Raw genomic sequence first — 16,917 nt, 5'->3', positions numbered from 1 at the left:
GCCACGAGATGGAAGCCGGCGCTGAACGCGTTCGCGATCGCTTTCGAGGGCCGCATCAACTAATGACCGCCAGCCCAGAAACACCGTTCATCGGACAGACCCGCAGCTAGAGGGGTTGCACGAGTCTGGTCGGACTACGTCGGCACATACGCGGGGCGTTGCGTCATGGTTGCGCTTGCTTCAGGCGTCGCAACCGTTGCCTGAGCGCGCCTTCGGTTGCCTCACCTCAGGGCGCGGTCGTTTGGAACTCCCCATGTCGGCATGCGATACAGGGGCCGTCCTGAATCGGCGCGATGACGGATTCGCGGCGCTCAAGCGATGCAAGGGGCGGGGGAGGCGGTCCAATACGGTGCCGTCGCCCAGCCCTACGAGCAACTGTCGGTGGTCGGACGTAAATTGCACGGCATGGCGGAGCCGGTGGATCGGTGGTGGGCGCGCAGGCAGTTCTCGCGCGGCACCGAGGTGCCGTATCCGGTGGGCACGTACCGGGAGGCGTGGGCGCCGTTCCCAGTGCTGATCCGGCAGGATCACCCAGACCTGAATGCCGGGATCACGCTGACGCAGATCCCACCCGCGGCCGAGGTGCTGCTGCAGTGGCAGTGCGACGTCGGCCACATTTTCGTGGCCACCCCAGCCGAACAGCGGGACCGCCCAGGCCAGATGCGGCGCCGGTCAGTGTGGTGCCCCGAGTGTCTTCAGCTCGCGCTCGGCCGCCGTCCGTCGTCGACTGCTGCGCCGTCACGGCCGAAGCGAGTCCTGTGCGAGAAGACGCCGGCGTTGCCGGTGGGCGAGGCCTTTGTCAGCGAATGCGCGCCGCGGCCCGCCTCAGCCATTGAGGCTGAGTTGCGCGCGGGCCTCCAGGAGCGCCTGATGGTCACGCACGGGACGAACGCGATCCGCGCAGGCCGCCCGTTCTTCGATCACCTCGAGGTGTGGCCGGACATTCTCTTGCCGGAGTTGCGGGTGGCGGTCGAGTATGACAGCACGGGCCGGCACGGGCTCGAGCATGTCGGGCGACGGCAGAAAGTCGATGAGCGCAAGGACCGCATCGTGCGCTCCGCCGGGTGGGATGTCATCCGGGTACGCACCGGGCGGCTGGAGCTCTTGAACGAGCACGACGTCCTGGCGAGCGGGGTCACTGGCAAGACATTCAGCCGGCTCGTGGACGAACTGCGGGCCCTGCGCGGATCGCTCCTCGTCGACGCCTATCTGCTGTGATGTCAGGCGCGCGCGGCGATGGCCTCGCTGAGCCAGCGGGCGTAGAGCGCCCATGGGTCGTCGATGCCGCGACGGAGCGTGTCGACGTGGGCGAGCAATTCCGGGCTGAGGCTGAACCACTCGCTGGACTCGAGACGCTGTGCACTGAACTGGCTGTGCCGGGCGCGTTCGCGGTCGCGGCCGCCGGGCTCGATGGCGAGGAGTTCCTCGTGCCAGAGCTGGGACATGCGCTGGCGCAGGTTGCTGGTGGTGCCGATCTTCATCCGGTCCTTGAAGCGGATGTAGTAGACGACGTCCACGCGCGGCCGGGGAAGGTCCTCGTCCGGGCTGGTGCCGTAGACCCATTCGCACACCGCGCACAGCCACCCCGAGGGGTAGCGGATGCCAAGGCGCGCCCCGCAGGCCACGCACGGCGACGGGAGGACGTTTTCGACGCCGAGCTGCTGCCCGACCCAGTCCGCCGCCAGCGCGAGATGCCCCGGGCATAGCGCGAACGGCGCGCCAGGGGCTGCCGGGCTTCCGCAGTCGCGGACATCGCACGTCGGCGCATTGCTAGACGTCATCCGGTGGTCTCCTTTCACACTCCAGCCCCGGCCGGTGCCTGCTCGTCGTCGAGCCTCGGTACGGCTGAGCTTCGATGAGGGCCTTCGCGGCACCGGGGTGGGTTGGCGTTGTCAGTGTGCCGACATACACTGCCGTATCGCAAGCCTGTTCGATCTGGGAGTGATGTGATGCCGGAGAAAATCGAAGAAAGTATCTCCGTGGCGTTGTCCCCGGACGGGGAGCCGCGCTCATTCGTGTGGCGTCGCTTCGAGTACGAGGTGATCGGGCAGCCGCAATCGTTCTATCAGCGGCGCAACTGGTGGCGCGAGCTCGGCTCGGATCTCCTGCGGATCGACAAAGAGTTCTGGCGGGTGGAGGCGACCTGCGACGGCGACCATGTCGCCAGCTACGACCTCCTGCGTCTGGGCGACGGCGACGGCTGGCAGCTGATGCTCGCCTGGGAGTAGGGGCGCGCGTGTTCACGCACCTGCATGTGCACTCCGGCTACTCGGCACATCTCGGCGTGACCCCACCCGAGCACCTCGTCCCCCTCGCAGCAGCACACGGCGCCACCGCCCTCGCACTCACCGACCGGGACGGTCTCTACGGCGCCGTCAAGCACATCGGTGCCTGCCTGACCGCGGGCATCCGCCCGATCCTCGGCGCGGAACTGGCGGTCTTCGACGAGCAGGGCGCGCCGCTGGGTCGCGCGGTTGTGCTGGCGCGCAGCGACCACGACGGACGGGCCGGGTATGCCGCCCTGTGCCGGGCGGTATCGGCAGCACACGAGCACTCGGGCAGCCCCGCCATCACACGCGCACGTTTGGCGGAGCTCGCGATCGGCAGGCGCATGTTCGTGCTGCTGGGGCCGGAGTCCGACGTGGGCCAGGCCGTACTGGACCGGCGGATGCCGGACGCCCGTCGCGCACTCGCCTGGTGGACGCGGCAGTTCGAGTCCGGTGCGGTGGTGGTGGAGGTGGTGTGCCACCTGGCTGAGCCGGGGGGTGCCGGCAGCGTGACTCCCGCGACGCGGATGCTGGAGCTGGCCGAACTGGCCGGCCTGTCGGCAGTGCTGACGAACGCCGTGCGGTACGGGACGCCGGAGGAAGCGGCGACGGCGGACGTCGCGGACTCTGCCCGACTCCTGCTTCCCCTGGAGGATCTGCCGGAGGTCCAGCCCACCGGGCAGGCGTGGTTGAAGCCGGAGGCGCTGATGCGGCAGGTGGCCCGCATGGTCTTGGACGTGACCGCGCATGAGCGCACCGCGGACGAACTCGTCGCGGCGACAAACGAGATCGCCGAACGCTGCGTCCTGACCGCCGAAGACGTGGGCTGGAAGAGGCCGGTGATGCCCGAGGCCTCCGTGATCGGGATCACCGGCGCACCGATGGCGGAGCTGTGGGCCCGGGCGCGTGATGCGATCCCTACTCGGTACGCCGGTGCCTCGGCCCGCCTTGTTCGGCAGGTCGAGGACCAGTTGGGTCACGAGATGGGGATCATCGAGCAACTGGGCTTCCCGGCCTACTTCCTGACCGTCGCGAAGGTCGCGGACCTCATCCGGGAGATGGGGGCGCGCATCCAGGCCCGCGGCTCGGGCGTCGGCTCCGTACTGAACTACCTGCTGCACACTTCGGGGGTGGAGCCGATCAGCAACGGGCTGATCTTCGAGCGATTCCTCTCGACCGAACGGCTCACCCTCCCGGACATCGACCTCGATGTGGAGTCCGCGCGCCGGCATGACATCTACCGGCGCATCTTCGACGTGTTCGGGAGTGAGCGGGTGACGCTGATGTCGATGCAGAACCAGTACCGCTCCCGCGGTGCCGTCCGTGACGCCGGCCACGCTCTTGGCCTGGCCCCGGAGGAAGTGGATCGGATCGCGAAGGAGCTGTGGCGCTTCGACGCCGGCGAGTTCCGTCAGGCCCTCGTGGAGAAGCCGGAGCTGAGCGAGTTCGCCGAACAGGTCCGCAACCGCCGCGAGCTGGATCTGCTGGTGGAGTTGACGGAGCGGCTGGACCAGCTGCCCCGGCACGTCTCCGTGCACCCCTGCGGCGTCATCCTCTCCGACCGGACCCTGTTGGATCGCACCCCGGTGCAGATGTCCGGGCTGGACTTGCCGATGTCGCAGTTCGACAAGCACGACATGGACCCCATGGGCCTCATCAAGCTCGACATCCTCGGCGTACGCATGCAGTCGGCCATGGCCCACGCCGTCACGGAGCACCAGCGCCTCACTGGTGAGCGCATCGATCTCGACGCCATTCCGCTCGATGACCAGGCCACCTTCGAGACGATCCGGTCGACCCACACGCTGGGGATCTTCCAGGTCGAATCCCCGGGCCAGATGGAACTCGTGGGCAAGCTCCAGCCTGAAGTCTTCAACGATCTCACCATCGACATCAGCCTGTTCAGGCCGGGGCCGATGAAGAACGACATGCCCCTGCACTACCTCCAAGCCCGCCACGGCGAGGTGATGCCCGACTACATCCACCCACGCCTGAAACCGATCCTGGAAGAGACGCGTGGCGTCGTGGTTTTTCACGAGCAGGTCATGCGGCTGATCGACGCGCTCACCGGGTGCGGCCTCGGCAAGGCCGACGTCTACCGCCGGTGGCTCGCCGACGACCGCCACCTCCCCGACATCGAACACCTCATCCGGGAGCGCGGGATCGCACGCGGATTCCCGCCACTGGTCGTCGAGAAGGTCTGGGGCATCCTGAAAGGCTTCGCGTCCTTCGGCTTCGCAAAAGCCCACGGCGCTGCCTTCGCGCTCCCCACCTACCAATCCGCATGGCTGAAGACCCACTACCCGGCCGAGCACATGGCAGGTCTCCTCACGCACGACCCCGGCATGTGGCCCAAAGACCTGATCATCGCCGAAGCCCGTCACCTCGGCATCCCGCTCCTGCCCATCGACGTCCAGAACAGCGGCCTCGACTACCGCCTCGAACGCACCGTAGACGGTCGACTCGGCGTGCGCGTGGCGGTCACCGAGGTAATCGGATCCTCGGAGAAGGAGCGACAGCGCATCGTGAACCATCAGCCCTTCACCTCCCTGCAGGACTTCCGCGATCGCGTACGGCCACGGCGCCGGATCTTCGACAGCCTCGCCCGTGTCGGCGCCCTCGACGCCTTCATCGACCACGACCGAAACCGCCGCCACGAGCTCCTGGCGCACATCCGCCGCGTCACCGGGAGCGCACAGAAGGTGCCGGCCACACAGCTCGCCTTCGACCTCGACCTGCCCATCCCACGGTTGGACGGAGTGACCGCCATGGACCTGCACGCGCACACCCAGACCGACCTGGAGCTGCAGCAGCTCGGCGTGTCCATCGCCGGTCACCGCATGACACGGTTTCACACGCTCTTCCGCGAACTCGGTGTCACCCCGGCCCGCGACCTGATCGTCCTTCCCGGCGGCACCGAGGTGCTCCTTGCCGGGGTTCGACGCGCGACCAACACCCCGCCCATGCGCAACGGCCGCAGAACCGTGTTCATCACCCTCGACGACGGCACCGGGCTAGCGAACGTGGTGCTCTTCCCGGACGCTCAGGAGAAGGCCGGGAACCGGATCTTCCGCACCTCCTACCTGCTGATCCGCGGCCGCACCCGCCGGTCAGGCGCCCGAGGCATCTCCGTCACCGGCGAGATGGCCTGGGACCTTATAGAAGCGGAGACGCGTCGACGCGCGGCGCCAGCATCTCCTCCGAATTCACATCCAACCGTGCCACTTCCCAGAACCGCAAGCCGCTGACCAGATCCGCCGCCCTCGTGGCGGCCATGTCCAGGAACGCCTGATCGCCGGCCTGCCGTGGATCAAGCCAGGTGTCCACCAGGCCCCGATCCAGTACCAAAGGTGAACGATGATGCACGGCCGCGATACCCGGAGTCGGTGACGGGATCGTCAAGATCGCGAAGGTCAGCAACCAGGGCGCATCCGGGGCTGGCCGCCACCACCTCCACAAGCCAGCCAGCGGAAGAACCTCATCACCCGGGTGTGCGAAGGCATAACGGTAGGCGTTCTTTCCGCGACCGCCCGCCTCGTAGTACGCCGCCGCGGGCACCACGCACCGCTTCGATTTCACCGCCGCCTTCCACGTCGGCTTCGACGCAGCCTCCTCACTCACCGCGTTGAACGTATTCCGCGGCAACTCCTTCGCCCACGATGGAATGTACGACCAGAACCCGGGCTCCATCCGACGCACCAGTCGGTCGTCGTCCGGGATCGCCTCGACGATGACCGGAACGGGCGGCTCCGGGTCTGTCAGCGAAAAGCTGGGGCGGGCATTGAACGTCGGCTCTGGCAGATTCTCTGCTAGTAGGTCGACGTCGAACAGCGACGCAAGGCCGTCCGTCTTCGGCACCACATAGCGACCGCACATGCAAGCCAGTATCGCCCCCGATCAACGGGTGATCGACCTCGTCTCCGAGATTGCTGGTGGCACCCCGCCAGAGCTTTGACCAGCATCGATCTCCGCGCCAGACCCCGTTCGCGCTCGCGGCATCGCCTGCAGGCGTCGTGCTCGCTCTTGAAGCAGATGCCATCCCCGGGCTGTGCGCATCAACTGTCGTAGGGCGCGGGACTCTATCCAGACGAGTCAACAGGAGGGGTATAGCGGCGACCAGCCCGAGGATGGCTAGCCATAATTGTGATGGATAGCCATAACAGCCGCAAGAGGTCTGTCCGATGGTCTTGAGTCGTGGCCGATTCCCGCTCCGATGAGCCCGACTACGAGGCGCTGAGGCTCCATCTGTCGCGGCTGCGCCACGAGCGCGGGTGGTCATATGACGACCTCGCAGCCCGAACCGGCATTGGTCGTTCTACTCTTGTCACCCTTGAGTCAGGCAAACCGAGACGCAACCCCGGTCGGGAAGCGACGCGAGGGAGCTTGGATACGTGGTTCCGACTGGCCCGCGCTTTCGAGATGGACCTGGGCGAATTGCTTCTCCCGCTGACTCGCCAAGAGTCAGATCCTTCTCACCGGCATGCCGACTTTTAGCTTCACGTGCATACGCTTAGTGGCAAGGAGCTCAGGGTGGGGCTGGCGTAATAGCGTGACCTGTGCCACCGCTCTTCAGCCTGCGCTGGGAAACCGGTCCAGGACTGAGCGAGAGGGATGTTGTCTCAAGCGTGTGAGACGATTTCCAAGCCGTCCGGGTGTGCACCGTCGGCGAGTACTTCAAATGCTGCCCATCACTTCAGGCCGCGGTCGAGGAGTGCCTGGATCTGGTTTGCGCGCTCGTGGAAGTTACCGGCCCCATCCATCGGGTGCTGGCCGTAGTCAGGAAATTCATTCCGCAACGGATTCCTGTCCTCACTCCGAATATCGAGCCGATGGAAATAGCGTGCTGCCGCGGTGTACGCATCGCGGACCGCACTCTGTCCGCCGTGGTTGATCACGGCTTTCGTAGGGTCCCACCCTCCGTATGCCATCGCCTGCGCCTCGAGATAGTCCGATGTGTCTCGGAGCGAGCGGATGTATGCCCGGACAGCGTTCGCGACGTTTTCGTCGGCTTCGCGTTTGAGCCGCTGCGCGTTTTTCTTGTTCGAGTACCACGTTGCGCCGAAGGCGGCTAACAGCCCGAGCAGCAATGGAACTGCCACGCCTGTGATCCATTCCATAGCGTCACGCTAAAGGGCATTCCACGCGTAAGGTCGTCTACCTTCGGAGTTCCTTTGGGGGTGTCCGACCACCTGAACCGTGTGACGGTCTCGATGCGGGTGATGTCTGCTGGCGACGGATATCTGTATCTCTGGCGCACTGTCGTGTCTGGGGATGGGCAGCGGGACTTCAGTTCGCCGCTTACGCGCTATTACCAGGAGAAGGGAACGCCTCCCGGTCGATGGTTGGGCTCCGGCGTCGCAGGTCTCGCTGACGGCGCGCTTGCACCCGGAGATGAGGTCTCAGAAGAGGGCCTTGCCAGATTCCTGGGCCAGGGGATGGACCCGGTAACGGGAGTCCAACTGGGTCGCCCTTACGGGCAGTTCAAAACGGTCCAGGAACGGATCGAACGCCGGACCAAGGTGCTGCCCGAAGGGATGCCCGATGATGAGCGCGCCGCGAGCATCGCGACGATCACGCGTGAGGAGGAGGACCGTACTCAAAGACGCGCGGTCGCGGGATTCGACTTCACCTTCTCGGTCCCGAAAAGCGTCTCGGTGCTGTGGGCGGTCAGCGATGCGGGTACGCAGTCGCTGATCGCGAACGCGCATCTCGCGGCAGTCGAAGATGTGCTGCAGGTGATGGAGCAGGACGTCATCATGACACGGGTGGGCTTCAACGGTCGCGGGGGCGCGGTAGCTCAGGTTGAGACGAGCGGGCTCATTGCGACAGCATTCGACCACTACGACTCGCGTGCCGGCGATCCGCAACTGCATACGCATGTTGTCGTGGGGAACAAGGTGCAGGGGTTGGACGGGAAGTGGCGTGCCCCGGACGGCAGGCCCCTGTTCGCGTCGGTGGTCGCTCTGTCGGAGATTTACAACGCCGTGCTCAGCGACCGAATCAGCGCGAGCCTCGGTCTGGGTTGGGAGCAACGGCAGCGTGGGCCGAACCGCACGCCGGCGTGGGAGCTGGAGGTCGTCCCTGACGAGCTGCTGGACGAGTTCTCCAATCGAACCCACGACATCAACGCCGAGGCAGACCGCCTCATCCAGGCCTACCTGGACGTGCACGGGCGCTTCCCTGCGCGAGCCACCATCCTGCATCTGCGCCAGCAGGCGACCTTGTCCACGCGGCCCGAGAAGGAGCCTCACTCCCTCTCTGAGCTGACCCAGGGATGGCGCACACGAGCCGCGCGCGTTCTCGGCGACGATGCCGCGGCTTGGGCAATTGCACACTTGCTCGAGGGCAATGAGCGGCGGATGCTCCGGGTTGACGACATTGCGGCTGATGACGTCGTGGCGCTGGCGGCGTCGGTGGTGAACACAGTCGGAACCAAACGGTCCACTTGGCGGCGCTGGAACCTGATGGCGGAAGCAGCGCGCACTAGCATGCCCTTCCGCTTCGCCACCTCAGAGGATCGGCAAGCTTTGATCGGACTGATCGCCGATGAGGCCGAGAAACTGTCGCTCCAGCTGACACCCGCTGAAGTTGCTTCGTCACCAACACCATTCCACGATGCTGGTGGTCGCAGCGTGTTCCGCCCGAAGGCGACGATGGTCTACTCGTCAACGCGTGTGCTGGAGGTGGAGGACGAGCTTCTCGAACTGGCGGCCACCTGCTCCGGCCCGGGAGTTGCGCTCGACGCCGTCGAGGAGGCGGCGTCACAGCCGGATGCCAATGGGCTGCTGCTCGGCCCGGATCAGCGATCCGCGCTGGCTCAGATTGCCTCCTCGCAGCGGATTGTCGACGTGCTCGTGGGTCCCGCCGGGGCGGGGAAGACCACGACGCTGGGGATGCTCAGGATGATCTGGGAAGCCGAGCACGGGTCCGGAAGCGTGGTCGGCCTGGCCCCGTCGTCCTCCGCAGCCGAGGTGCTGTCGGAAGAGCTCGGCATCCAAACCGAGAACACCGCGAAGTGGCTCCACGAGCATCGCCGCGGCGCCGAGCGCGCGACGCAGATCCGCGAGATCGACGCGCAGCTCACCACCGTGGCCCATCGTCTTCGGGACCACGAACTTTCCCGCGCGGAGGCTCGCAGGCAGGTCAACTGGTTGCACGGACGACGCCGGGGCATCCTTGCCGACATCGAGGGCTGGCGGCTCCACGCGGGGGACCTCCTTATTGTGGACGAGGCATCGCTTGCCGGGACCCTGTCCCTGCACGCCCTCGCGCAGCACACCGCCGAGGTAGGAGCGAAAATGCTCCTGGTAGGGGACTGGGCGCAGCTGACGGCTATCGACGCCGGCGGCGCCTTTGGCATGCTCGCCCGCACGCGCGATGACACTCCCGAGCTGACCGCCCTTCACCGTTTCCGCAACAGTTGGGAACGAAGCGCATCCCTGCAGTTGCGCCTCGGCGAGGAGGACTCGATCACCGCGTATGCCCGGCACGGACGCATTCTGCCCGCACCGCAGGACGATGTCCTGGACGCCGCCTATCATGGCTGGCTTGCAGATAAAGCCCGTGGCGTCCGTACGGTACTGATCGCCGAGACGATCGAGCTGGTGACCCAGCTCAACTTGCGGGCGCGGCTCGATCTGATCGAGGCAGGAGACGTGGCCGCCGATGGTGTGGCTCTCCACGATGGCAACCTCGCTGGACGAGGAGACATCATCGTGACCCGCAAGAACGACCGGCGTCTCACCGCGGGTTCCACTTGGGTGAAGAACGGCGACAGCTGGACCGTCACGGCCCACCACCGCGACGGGTCGTTGACGGTGCGCCGCGCTCATTCCACCGACCCGCGCCGCCTCCGACTGCCGGCCCCGTATGTGGCCGAGAACGTCGAGCTCGGCTACGCCGTGACCACGCACCGCGCCCAAGGCATGACAGTTGATCGCGCCCATTCGGTTATCCGTTCCTCGTCTATGACCCGCGAAGCCCTCTACGTAGCCATGACCCGCGGACGCGACAGCAATATCGCCTACGTGTCCACCGACGAAGCCGATCTCGAAGAACACCAGAAGCTTGGGCAAGACATCACCGCACGTATGGTCCTCACCGGGATCCTCCACCACTCCGGCGCCGAAATATCCGCCCATGAGGCCACCACCCGCGAGCAGGAGGCCTGGACCAACATCACTCAGCTCGCCGCCGAGTATGAAACCGTAGCCCAGACCGCGCAACGCGAGCGCTGGATCGAGGCCCTCGAGCACTCTGGACTCGCCGAGAAGCAAATCGACCAGATCATCGAAGCCGACACCTTCGGCCCGCTCATCGTCGAGTTGCGGCGCGCCGAAGCCAATGGACATGACCCTCAGTGGCTCCTGAAGGTGGCCGCAGCTTCCCGCGACTGGACAGACGTCGAGGATGTCGCCAGTGTCCTGCGCTGGCGCATCCAACGCGCCGTCACGCGCAGGCCAGTGGGTGCTCCGGCGGTGACCAACCTCATCGCTGGCCTGATCCCGAAAGCCGAGGGTCATATGCCCGCAGAGCTTCAGACCGCTCTTGACGAACGTGAGCAACTCATAGAGCAGCGTGCCCGAGCCCTCGCCGAGGCGGCCGTCACCGATGCCCGTTCCTGGGCCGCCGGGCTTGGGGTGCGACCGGCAGATCCTGTCCGAGAAGAGGCTTGGCTGCGCAGCGTTGCGGTCGTCGCCGCCTACCGTGATCGGTACGAGGTGACGGGATTGGCACCTCTCGGTCCCGTCGGCACTGGGAATAGCATTCGCCGCATCGACCGGCAACGCGCTGAGAACGCTCTGCGCACCGCACGGGAACTCGGCGTAGCGCAGCGACAAACAGGCGGCTCGCGCTCGATCCGACCGGATGCGCCAGACCTGTCCCGTTAAGAATGTCAGTGGGTGGTGCTCAACTGACCTCAGCGATACCGGAATACCAGAGTCCGACCTACCCTGGCCATAACAGCAAAGCCGCCGGAAGGAGGCAACGTCATGATGAGCATCGTCTGGACCATCTGCGTGCGCGTCTACGAGCTGCTGCAGAAGTACGGGCCCTCCAACATCGTGCTCTGGCGGCTCCGTAGCCGGCGTGGCCTCAGATGGGGCGGAGTGGTGGGACTCGCCGGCGCCGTCGCGTACGGCGGGATGTTCCTCGGCATCAGCTACGCCGTTCAGCAGGGACTCAGCCCATGGCTATACCTGCTCGCAGCGGTCGCACTCTGGGACGCCATTAAGTTCCTCATGTTCATCCCCATCAGCGCCGTCAAGCTCTTCCGGGTGCGAGCACAGGAGGCGCGAATGCTGAGGGCTACCGTCCGGGACGTCTACGCGGCTGAGGCCGCAGAAGGACGCCAGCACGACAAGCTCACCCGCACCGAACGACGTGAATTGCTAGTCGGGATGCGCGCCCAATCCCGGTCCTAGCGCTGAAACGCGGTTCCTCTGATGTGATTTCACGCCGGCACCGAGAGGAGCCTACGGCGTCGCGAAGTCCGCAACGGGACGGACTCTAAACAACCGTGAGGGCGACAGGAGAGGTGAAGGGAGGCCTGAGCCACCTGCAGCGTGATGCTGCGGGGGACCGCCTGAGTTCCTTTCGGGCTCCTGTACGTCGCCGCGTCGATCAGAGGCGAGGTGGACGCACGCTGTCTCGACCGCCGGCGCCGCACCGCTCAGACGCTCGGGCCCTCCCTCGTGCCGGTGCTGGCGGCTTCCGCATTCGGTTTCCCCCACAGACCCGGACGCGACCCCTATTTCGAGTGACCCCTGAACCGGCAGCCGAGGTGCACGAAGCCAGCAGACCGCAATCTCCGGAACGGGCGCATGGAACCGCCGGTGACTGGCGACGCGGCGGTGGCGAGCACAACCACCAGGGCCACAAATGTTGCACCAACTGCAAGCCCGCTTCAACGAGCCGCCCAATCCAGGTCGACACATATTCGACACTTCAGAGCAGCCGAGACCTCTCTAGACACCAGCAGCCTGGACGATGCTTAATAGAAGAGGTACAGCACCGGCTCCGGCAACGAGCCGATTTGTCAGGAGTTTTGTCGAGATCGGCAGAGTCCACGGGGAACGAGATTCCACGTCGAGGATGCGGCCCGACTTCAGGGGGTCGAGGGTTCGAGTCCCTCCAGATCCACCAAAGCTCCCGGTCAGAGGTCTATTCAGCTCGGTCGGCGATGGACCGATCGGCATACGGTTCGATAATTAGTCGACGTTTCTCGTGTGACGCAGCCGCTTCTCGGCGCCACTCTCCGGTTTTCGGAGAAGCTGAGCTTCGTAGCCATATCGCCAGCAGCGAAGACCAAGACGCTGCGGCGCCCTCAGTTCTCGCTGTCTCCTGGAAGCGGCCCATAGAAGGGCTCTTCGGTCGCATGTGGGCTGAGCAGGTGAAGTGGGCTTCGACTCTTGTGAAGCCGAGAAGGGCGGCTTCTACTGCATCAGGATCTGGAAGCGACTGGACCGATCACAGCCAGAGACGCAAGGGCCCCTAAGTCCGCACGCTCCGCGGTTCCGCGTCGCCGCGCGGTGCCAAGGGTGAGTCAATGTCACAGCTGGCCCGTAGTATCCGACCAGGAGAAGTGGAGAGCGATGAGGATTTCCCAGGCGCGTGTGCGCAATTACCGGTCCGTGCTGGACTCCAACGACTTCGCGCTAGAGCGGGACAAGACGATCCTCGTCGGGATCAACGAGTCCGGGAAGACCGCCCTGTTGAAAGCAATCCAGACCGTGAACCCGCCGGATGACACCGGGCAGCTCGACTTCCTAGCTGATTACCCCCGCGCGCACCTCAACGACATCCAGACCGGGAAAGCCAAGGTCGAGGACATCAAAGTCGCGGAGGTGACCTTCGCGCTCGATGAGAGCGATCGGGCGGCGCTGCCCGGGAGCCTTGCCGTGCAGAAGGACGCCTCACTCACCTGGCACCGTTACCTCGACAACGTCCGCCGATACACGCTGACCGGTATCGCTGATGCTCCGACGATGAAGGAGCTCAGGCAGGACTTGGTGCGACTGAAGGCGCATCTGGAGAAGCAAGAGGCCGAAACTGCGATCATCACAGCGTTCGAGAACCTGCTGACCAACTCGGACTCTGCCGAGATCACCGAAACCCTGGCGACGTCGCTAGCGGGCTTGGTGCAGCAGGCCACCCCGATCGTGGACGAGGAGGATGACAAAGAGACGGCGCGGCTTTCGCGCCTGCACGCGGCCACCGAGTACGGCGCGGACTTGAAGAAAGCCGTCGGGATTCTGAACGCGCGCACCCCGTTGCTGGTGTACTACTCCACATATTTCACCGTGCGCCCTCGCATCGACCTCGAATCCCTCGCGGCGCGTCAGGCGCGCGACGACATCGATGATGAATACGACTTCGGAAACCTATGCCTGCTGAAGTTCCTTGGTTTCACCGCGCAGGAGCTCTCTGAGCTCGGCGCGGGTGCCCCGGTGAAGCCGCCGCAGTACGAGCAGAACGAAGCCGTCCGGGAAGCCCATGACCAGGCTGTGCAGGAGCATCAGCGGAAGTTGGACGCTCGGCAATATCGGCTTAACGCCGCCGGGGTGCAGCTCACTCGCGATCTGCGCCGTGTGTGGGGCGACGAGCAGCTCACCCTCCGTCTGATCGCGGACGGTCAGTATCTAAAGGTCATGGTCGTCGACGACTTGGGCGTGGAGGTAGAGCTCGACCAACGCAGCGAGGGCTTCCGGTGGCTGGTTTCCTTCTTCGTCGTCTTCCGCGCCCAGGCCACAGACGACTTGAAGAACGCGGTGCTGCTCCTCGACGAGCCGGGACTGAGCCTGCACGCGTTGAAACAGCAGGAGTTCCGCAAGACCATCTCGCTGCTGGGCGAGGACAACCAGATCATCTACAGCACCCACTCGCCCTTCATGGTCGGCTCCGACGAGCTCGATCTCGTACGCATCGTGGAAATGCCAAGCCGCGAAGAGGGCACCAAGGTACACACCCGCGTCCAGGTGGACGACCCCCGCTCGATCTTCCCCCTCCAGGCCGCTCTCGGATACGAGCTCGCGCAGACGCTGTTCGCCCAGAAGAAGAATCTGGTGTGCGAGGGCGTGACCGACATGTTCTACCTCAACGCGGTCAACTCCGCAGCTGACGCCGAGAACGGGCCAACACTCAAAGGCACGCCGGCGGTCATCCCTGCGGGGACGGCGAGCAAGGTCGCATATTTCTGCACGATCTACGCGGGCCAGAGTCTGGACGTGGCCGCGCTCCTGGACTCCGATAACGCCGGCGACCAGGCGGCAACCCAAGACGCTCTGACCGCCCTCCTTCCCAAGAAAGCAATTCTGCGGGTTGCAGATTTCCTCGTGACTCCATACCGCGGCGCCGAGATCGAGGATCTGTTCCGCAGCACACTCGCAGAACGCGCCAAAGACCTCGGCTGGGACAGCATTGCCACGATCGCCGCCCAACCGACCCGGCCGATCATGGAAATTCTTGCCGCTGAGCACGGGACCAAGAGCGTCTCCAAGTGGAAGCTCTCGAAGTCGTTCATGAACTGGCTCGGACAGAACGGATACACGGCTCTCACCGATGACGAGCGCGCGGCATGGGAGAAACTCGCAACAGCCGTCAACAAGGCGTTGTAACTCGATGACCGGATCTCTCTGCGAATACGTTCGCGCCACACCACGCGCGAATGGATGAGGCGGCACAACAGGTGTACGACGTGGAGGTCGATTGCCGTCTGATGCGTCGCGCAGTCCGAGAAGACTGAGGCGTGCGCGTCTCCTGGAGCGGTGATGCTGCGGTCTGCCAGCGGCGGTTCCGGACCCAGCGCATCGGCTGTTCTCACTGTCGTGCCGTATTGGGGAGGCACCACGATTCAGACGACTGCGACGGCGACGACGGCTGCCGCCGCCACGAGTACGACTGCGCCAACAACGACCGCGATGCGCAGGCCGAGGCCGCGGCCTCGTCCGCGGGTGTGTCGTCCTTCGTAGATCGCGGAGTAGTCGCCTGCGTCGTCGGGGTGGAAGGGGTCGATGCTCACTCGTCGACCGCCTTTCGGCGGTGCGCCTCATTGGCGCCGAGTTGCCTCAGCACGGCGTCGTGCAGGTCGGTGAGGTCGACGCTTACCGAGCTGGGGTCGTCGAGGTCTGCGGGATCAATGTGCAACATGGGGCCTCCCTTGTGCGGTTGATTGCATCCCTGCAACAGTTGCAGAATGTAAATGGTTTCTCAATCCGGTTGCGGGAGATCAGCGAAAGCCGTAACGCGGTCGTTACGTGAGGGGAGGCGTGCGGTGACGGAGTTGACAAACGCGGAGGTTCCCGTCTGGCTGACGGTCGTCGCCACACTTTCCCTTATTGCGGCGGTGGGATGCGCGGTGTGGACGGCGGTCGACGTGGCCCGGCGTCCGCAGCGGACGGCGATCATGAATCTCGTGTGGCCGATTACCGCCTTGTTCGGCAGCGGCTTGTGGGTGTGGCTGTATCGCCGCTATGGGCGGGCGGAGCGCCCCGATGCCGTAGGCGACGATCGCGCGACGAGCAAGCATCCGCGTTGGGCCTCTATTGCTATCGGGACGACGCATTGCGGGGCCGGGTGTGCGCTCGGTGATCTCATCGCTGAGTTCGCGATTGTGATGCTTCCGGTGCTGGCGGTTGCGGTGGGGTGGCATCACTTGTATGAGGTGCATCTCTTTGCGGCGTGGATCTGGGATCTGGTGCTCGCTTTCGTGCTGGGCATCGTGTTCCAGTACTTCGCGATCGCGCCGATGCGGGATCAGCCGCGGCGGCGTTCCTTGCGGGATGCGCTGAAGGCGGACACCTTCTCGATCCTGGCGTGGCAGCTGGGGATGTACGGGACGATGGCGATCATCCAGTTCCTGGTCGCACGGCCGCTGTGGGGCGGCATGCTTCCTGCAACGACCGCCGTCTTCTGGCTGGGCATGCAGCTGGCGATGCTCGTCGGCTTCGCCTGCAGCTACCCCGTGAACGCCGTTCTCATCCAGAAGGGGATCAAGGAAGCGATGTAGGAGAGACCTGCCGCCGCGCGCGGTGAGCTACGCGGCTCGCTAGCACAGCGCGCAAGCAGCGGGCGCCGTCCGGGCGTGAGTGCGGGGATTCGTACGTGGTCGCATGCCCCAGGACTGCCGCGCGACCCGGGCCTCACGTTGTCCGTCGAGTGGCGAACTGTGGAAGCAGCGTGGTGAGCTGCCGGCAGGCCGAGGCGATGTCGGTGTCGCCGGAGGCGATGACCTGGATCTGCAGGGTGGCACCTCCGGAGGCGGGTGCGATGAGGGCGCGAAAGGAGGACGAGCGTGCCGTTTCTGCCCCTGGCCCGAGCTTGGGTTTCTGGGTGATGGTGAGGTGGGCTGCGGTGCCGAAGGCAATCTCGCTTGGGGGTCCGGGGTCGCGTTCGACGTCCAGTCGTGTCGCGTTGTCGCCGGCCAGGTAGGCGCAGCCGGTCTTCGTGAGCGTCTCGGGCTGTGAGGTGTGCGCGGCGAACTTTAGGGACGGCAACGCTGATGCCGCTGCGAGGGCCGCGGGGGTCGGGCAGTGCGGCTTCGGTACCCATCCGGCATCGCTTCGGGCTGTGCTCGTGCACCCGGCGAGGGCCAGGACGAGAACCGCGCCGGCGGCGATCGCGGTGAGGGGGTGTGCCTTGGTCATCAGTC

The 16,917-nt window shown here is 65.4% G+C and carries 14 protein-coding genes; 8 read left to right on the top strand and 6 right to left on the bottom strand.

Annotated elements, in window-relative coordinates:
* The first annotated feature begins 405 nt into the window (after positions 1 to 405).
* Positions 406 to 1,218: a hypothetical protein gene (locus ACFOYW_RS17465; protein WP_390231998.1), complete on the top strand. Its 813-nt coding sequence runs from the start codon at positions 406 to 408 to the stop codon at positions 1,216 to 1,218.
* A 2-nt stretch (positions 1,219 to 1,220) separates the two neighbouring features.
* Here ACFOYW_RS17465 and ACFOYW_RS17460 read toward each other — a convergent pair whose 3' ends face one another.
* Entirely contained in the window at positions 1,221 to 1,781 is a 561-nt protein-coding gene (locus tag ACFOYW_RS17460) for a GIY-YIG nuclease family protein (protein ID WP_390231995.1), read from the bottom strand.
* A gap of 198 nt (positions 1,782 to 1,979) precedes the next feature.
* Between ACFOYW_RS17460 and ACFOYW_RS17455 the strand changes: the two genes are divergently transcribed.
* Together ACFOYW_RS17455 and dnaE are read left to right on the top strand one after the other, a co-directional pair.
* Positions 1,980 to 2,228, top strand: a complete 249-nt coding sequence (locus tag ACFOYW_RS17455; RefSeq protein WP_390231992.1) for a DUF6504 family protein — start codon at positions 1,980 to 1,982, stop codon at positions 2,226 to 2,228.
* An 8-nt stretch (positions 2,229 to 2,236) separates the two neighbouring features.
* Positions 2,237 to 5,515, top strand: a complete 3,279-nt coding sequence (gene dnaE / locus ACFOYW_RS17450; RefSeq protein WP_390231989.1) for a DNA polymerase III subunit alpha — start codon at positions 2,237 to 2,239, stop codon at positions 5,513 to 5,515.
* Here the strand turns inward: dnaE and ACFOYW_RS17445 are convergent.
* Positions 5,424 to 6,143 (bottom strand): SOS response-associated peptidase, encoded by a 720-nt coding sequence (locus ACFOYW_RS17445; protein WP_390231986.1) that lies wholly within the window; start codon positions 6,141 to 6,143, stop codon positions 5,424 to 5,426. The two genes, dnaE and ACFOYW_RS17445, sit on opposite strands and share 92 nt — an antisense overlap.
* A gap of 318 nt (positions 6,144 to 6,461) precedes the next feature.
* Here ACFOYW_RS17445 and ACFOYW_RS17440 point away from each other — a divergent pair, with 318 nt between their 5' ends.
* On the top strand, positions 6,462 to 6,761 hold the full coding sequence (locus ACFOYW_RS17440; protein WP_390231983.1) for a helix-turn-helix transcriptional regulator: 300 nt from the start codon (positions 6,462 to 6,464) through the stop codon (positions 6,759 to 6,761).
* Between the two features lie 194 nt (positions 6,762 to 6,955).
* On the opposite strand, the gene ACFOYW_RS17435 is transcribed toward ACFOYW_RS17440, so the two are convergent.
* A complete protein-coding gene (locus tag ACFOYW_RS17435) occupies positions 6,956 to 7,384 on the bottom strand; it encodes a hypothetical protein (protein ID WP_390231979.1) in 429 nt (142 codons plus the stop codon).
* 60 nt (positions 7,385 to 7,444) lie between these two features.
* Between ACFOYW_RS17435 and mobF the strand changes: the two genes are divergently transcribed.
* The 3 genes from mobF (at position 7,445) to ACFOYW_RS17420 (ending at position 14,884) form a co-directional block, all read left to right on the top strand.
* Positions 7,445 to 11,158: a MobF family relaxase gene (mobF, locus tag ACFOYW_RS17430; protein WP_390231976.1), complete on the top strand. Its 3,714-nt coding sequence runs from the start codon at positions 7,445 to 7,447 to the stop codon at positions 11,156 to 11,158.
* A 102-nt stretch (positions 11,159 to 11,260) separates the two neighbouring features.
* Entirely contained in the window at positions 11,261 to 11,692 is a 432-nt protein-coding gene (locus ACFOYW_RS17425; protein ID WP_390231973.1) for a hypothetical protein, read from the top strand.
* 1,170 nt (positions 11,693 to 12,862) lie between these two features.
* Positions 12,863 to 14,884, top strand: coding sequence for an AAA family ATPase (locus ACFOYW_RS17420; RefSeq protein ID WP_390231970.1), 2,022 nt, complete (start codon positions 12,863 to 12,865; stop codon positions 14,882 to 14,884).
* Between the two features lie 236 nt (positions 14,885 to 15,120).
* On the opposite strand, the gene ACFOYW_RS17415 is transcribed toward ACFOYW_RS17420, so the two are convergent.
* Entirely contained in the window at positions 15,121 to 15,288 is a 168-nt protein-coding gene (locus tag ACFOYW_RS17415; protein WP_390231968.1) for a hypothetical protein, read from the bottom strand.
* On the bottom strand, positions 15,285 to 15,416 hold the full coding sequence (locus ACFOYW_RS17410) for a hypothetical protein (RefSeq protein ID WP_390231965.1): 132 nt from the start codon (positions 15,414 to 15,416) through the stop codon (positions 15,285 to 15,287). Before ACFOYW_RS17410 ends, ACFOYW_RS17415 begins: the two co-directional genes overlap by 4 nt.
* Positions 15,417 to 15,540: 124 nt before the next feature.
* Between ACFOYW_RS17410 and ACFOYW_RS17405 the strand changes: the two genes are divergently transcribed.
* Positions 15,541 to 16,275, top strand: coding sequence for a DUF4396 domain-containing protein (locus tag ACFOYW_RS17405; RefSeq protein WP_390231962.1), 735 nt, complete (start codon positions 15,541 to 15,543; stop codon positions 16,273 to 16,275).
* 133 nt (positions 16,276 to 16,408) lie between these two features.
* Here ACFOYW_RS17405 and ACFOYW_RS17400 read toward each other — a convergent pair whose 3' ends face one another.
* Positions 16,409 to 16,912 (bottom strand): hypothetical protein, encoded by a 504-nt coding sequence (locus ACFOYW_RS17400; RefSeq protein ID WP_390231959.1) that lies wholly within the window; start codon positions 16,910 to 16,912, stop codon positions 16,409 to 16,411.
* Positions 16,913 to 16,917: the final 5 nt, after the last annotated feature.

It is taken from the genome of Gryllotalpicola reticulitermitis (assembly GCF_042651345.1).
In the GTDB taxonomy this organism is placed as follows: Bacteria; Actinomycetota; Actinomycetes; order Actinomycetales; family Microbacteriaceae; genus Gryllotalpicola; species Gryllotalpicola reticulitermitis.
This window is presented reverse-complemented; position numbering and strand designations above follow the sequence as displayed.

Coding starts and splice junctions, on each gene's coding strand:
- ACFOYW_RS17425 (WP_390231973.1), top strand. CDS start 11,261: ATGATGAGCATCGTCTGGACCATCTGCGTGCGCGTCTACGAGCTGCTG.
- ACFOYW_RS17465 (WP_390231998.1), top strand. CDS start 406: ATGGCGGAGCCGGTGGATCGGTGGTGGGCGCGCAGGCAGTTCTCGCGC.
- ACFOYW_RS17460 (WP_390231995.1), bottom strand. CDS start 1,781: ATGACGTCTAGCAATGCGCCGACGTGCGATGTCCGCGACTGCGGAAGC.
- ACFOYW_RS17445 (WP_390231986.1), bottom strand. CDS start 6,143: ATGTGCGGTCGCTATGTGGTGCCGAAGACGGACGGCCTTGCGTCGCTG.
- ACFOYW_RS17435 (WP_390231979.1), bottom strand. CDS start 7,384: ATGGAATGGATCACAGGCGTGGCAGTTCCATTGCTGCTCGGGCTGTTA.
- ACFOYW_RS17400 (WP_390231959.1), bottom strand. CDS start 16,912: ATGACCAAGGCACACCCCCTCACCGCGATCGCCGCCGGCGCGGTTCTC.
- ACFOYW_RS17420 (WP_390231970.1), top strand. CDS start 12,863: ATGAGGATTTCCCAGGCGCGTGTGCGCAATTACCGGTCCGTGCTGGAC.
- ACFOYW_RS17410 (WP_390231965.1), bottom strand. CDS start 15,416: ATGTTGCACATTGATCCCGCAGACCTCGACGACCCCAGCTCGGTAAGC.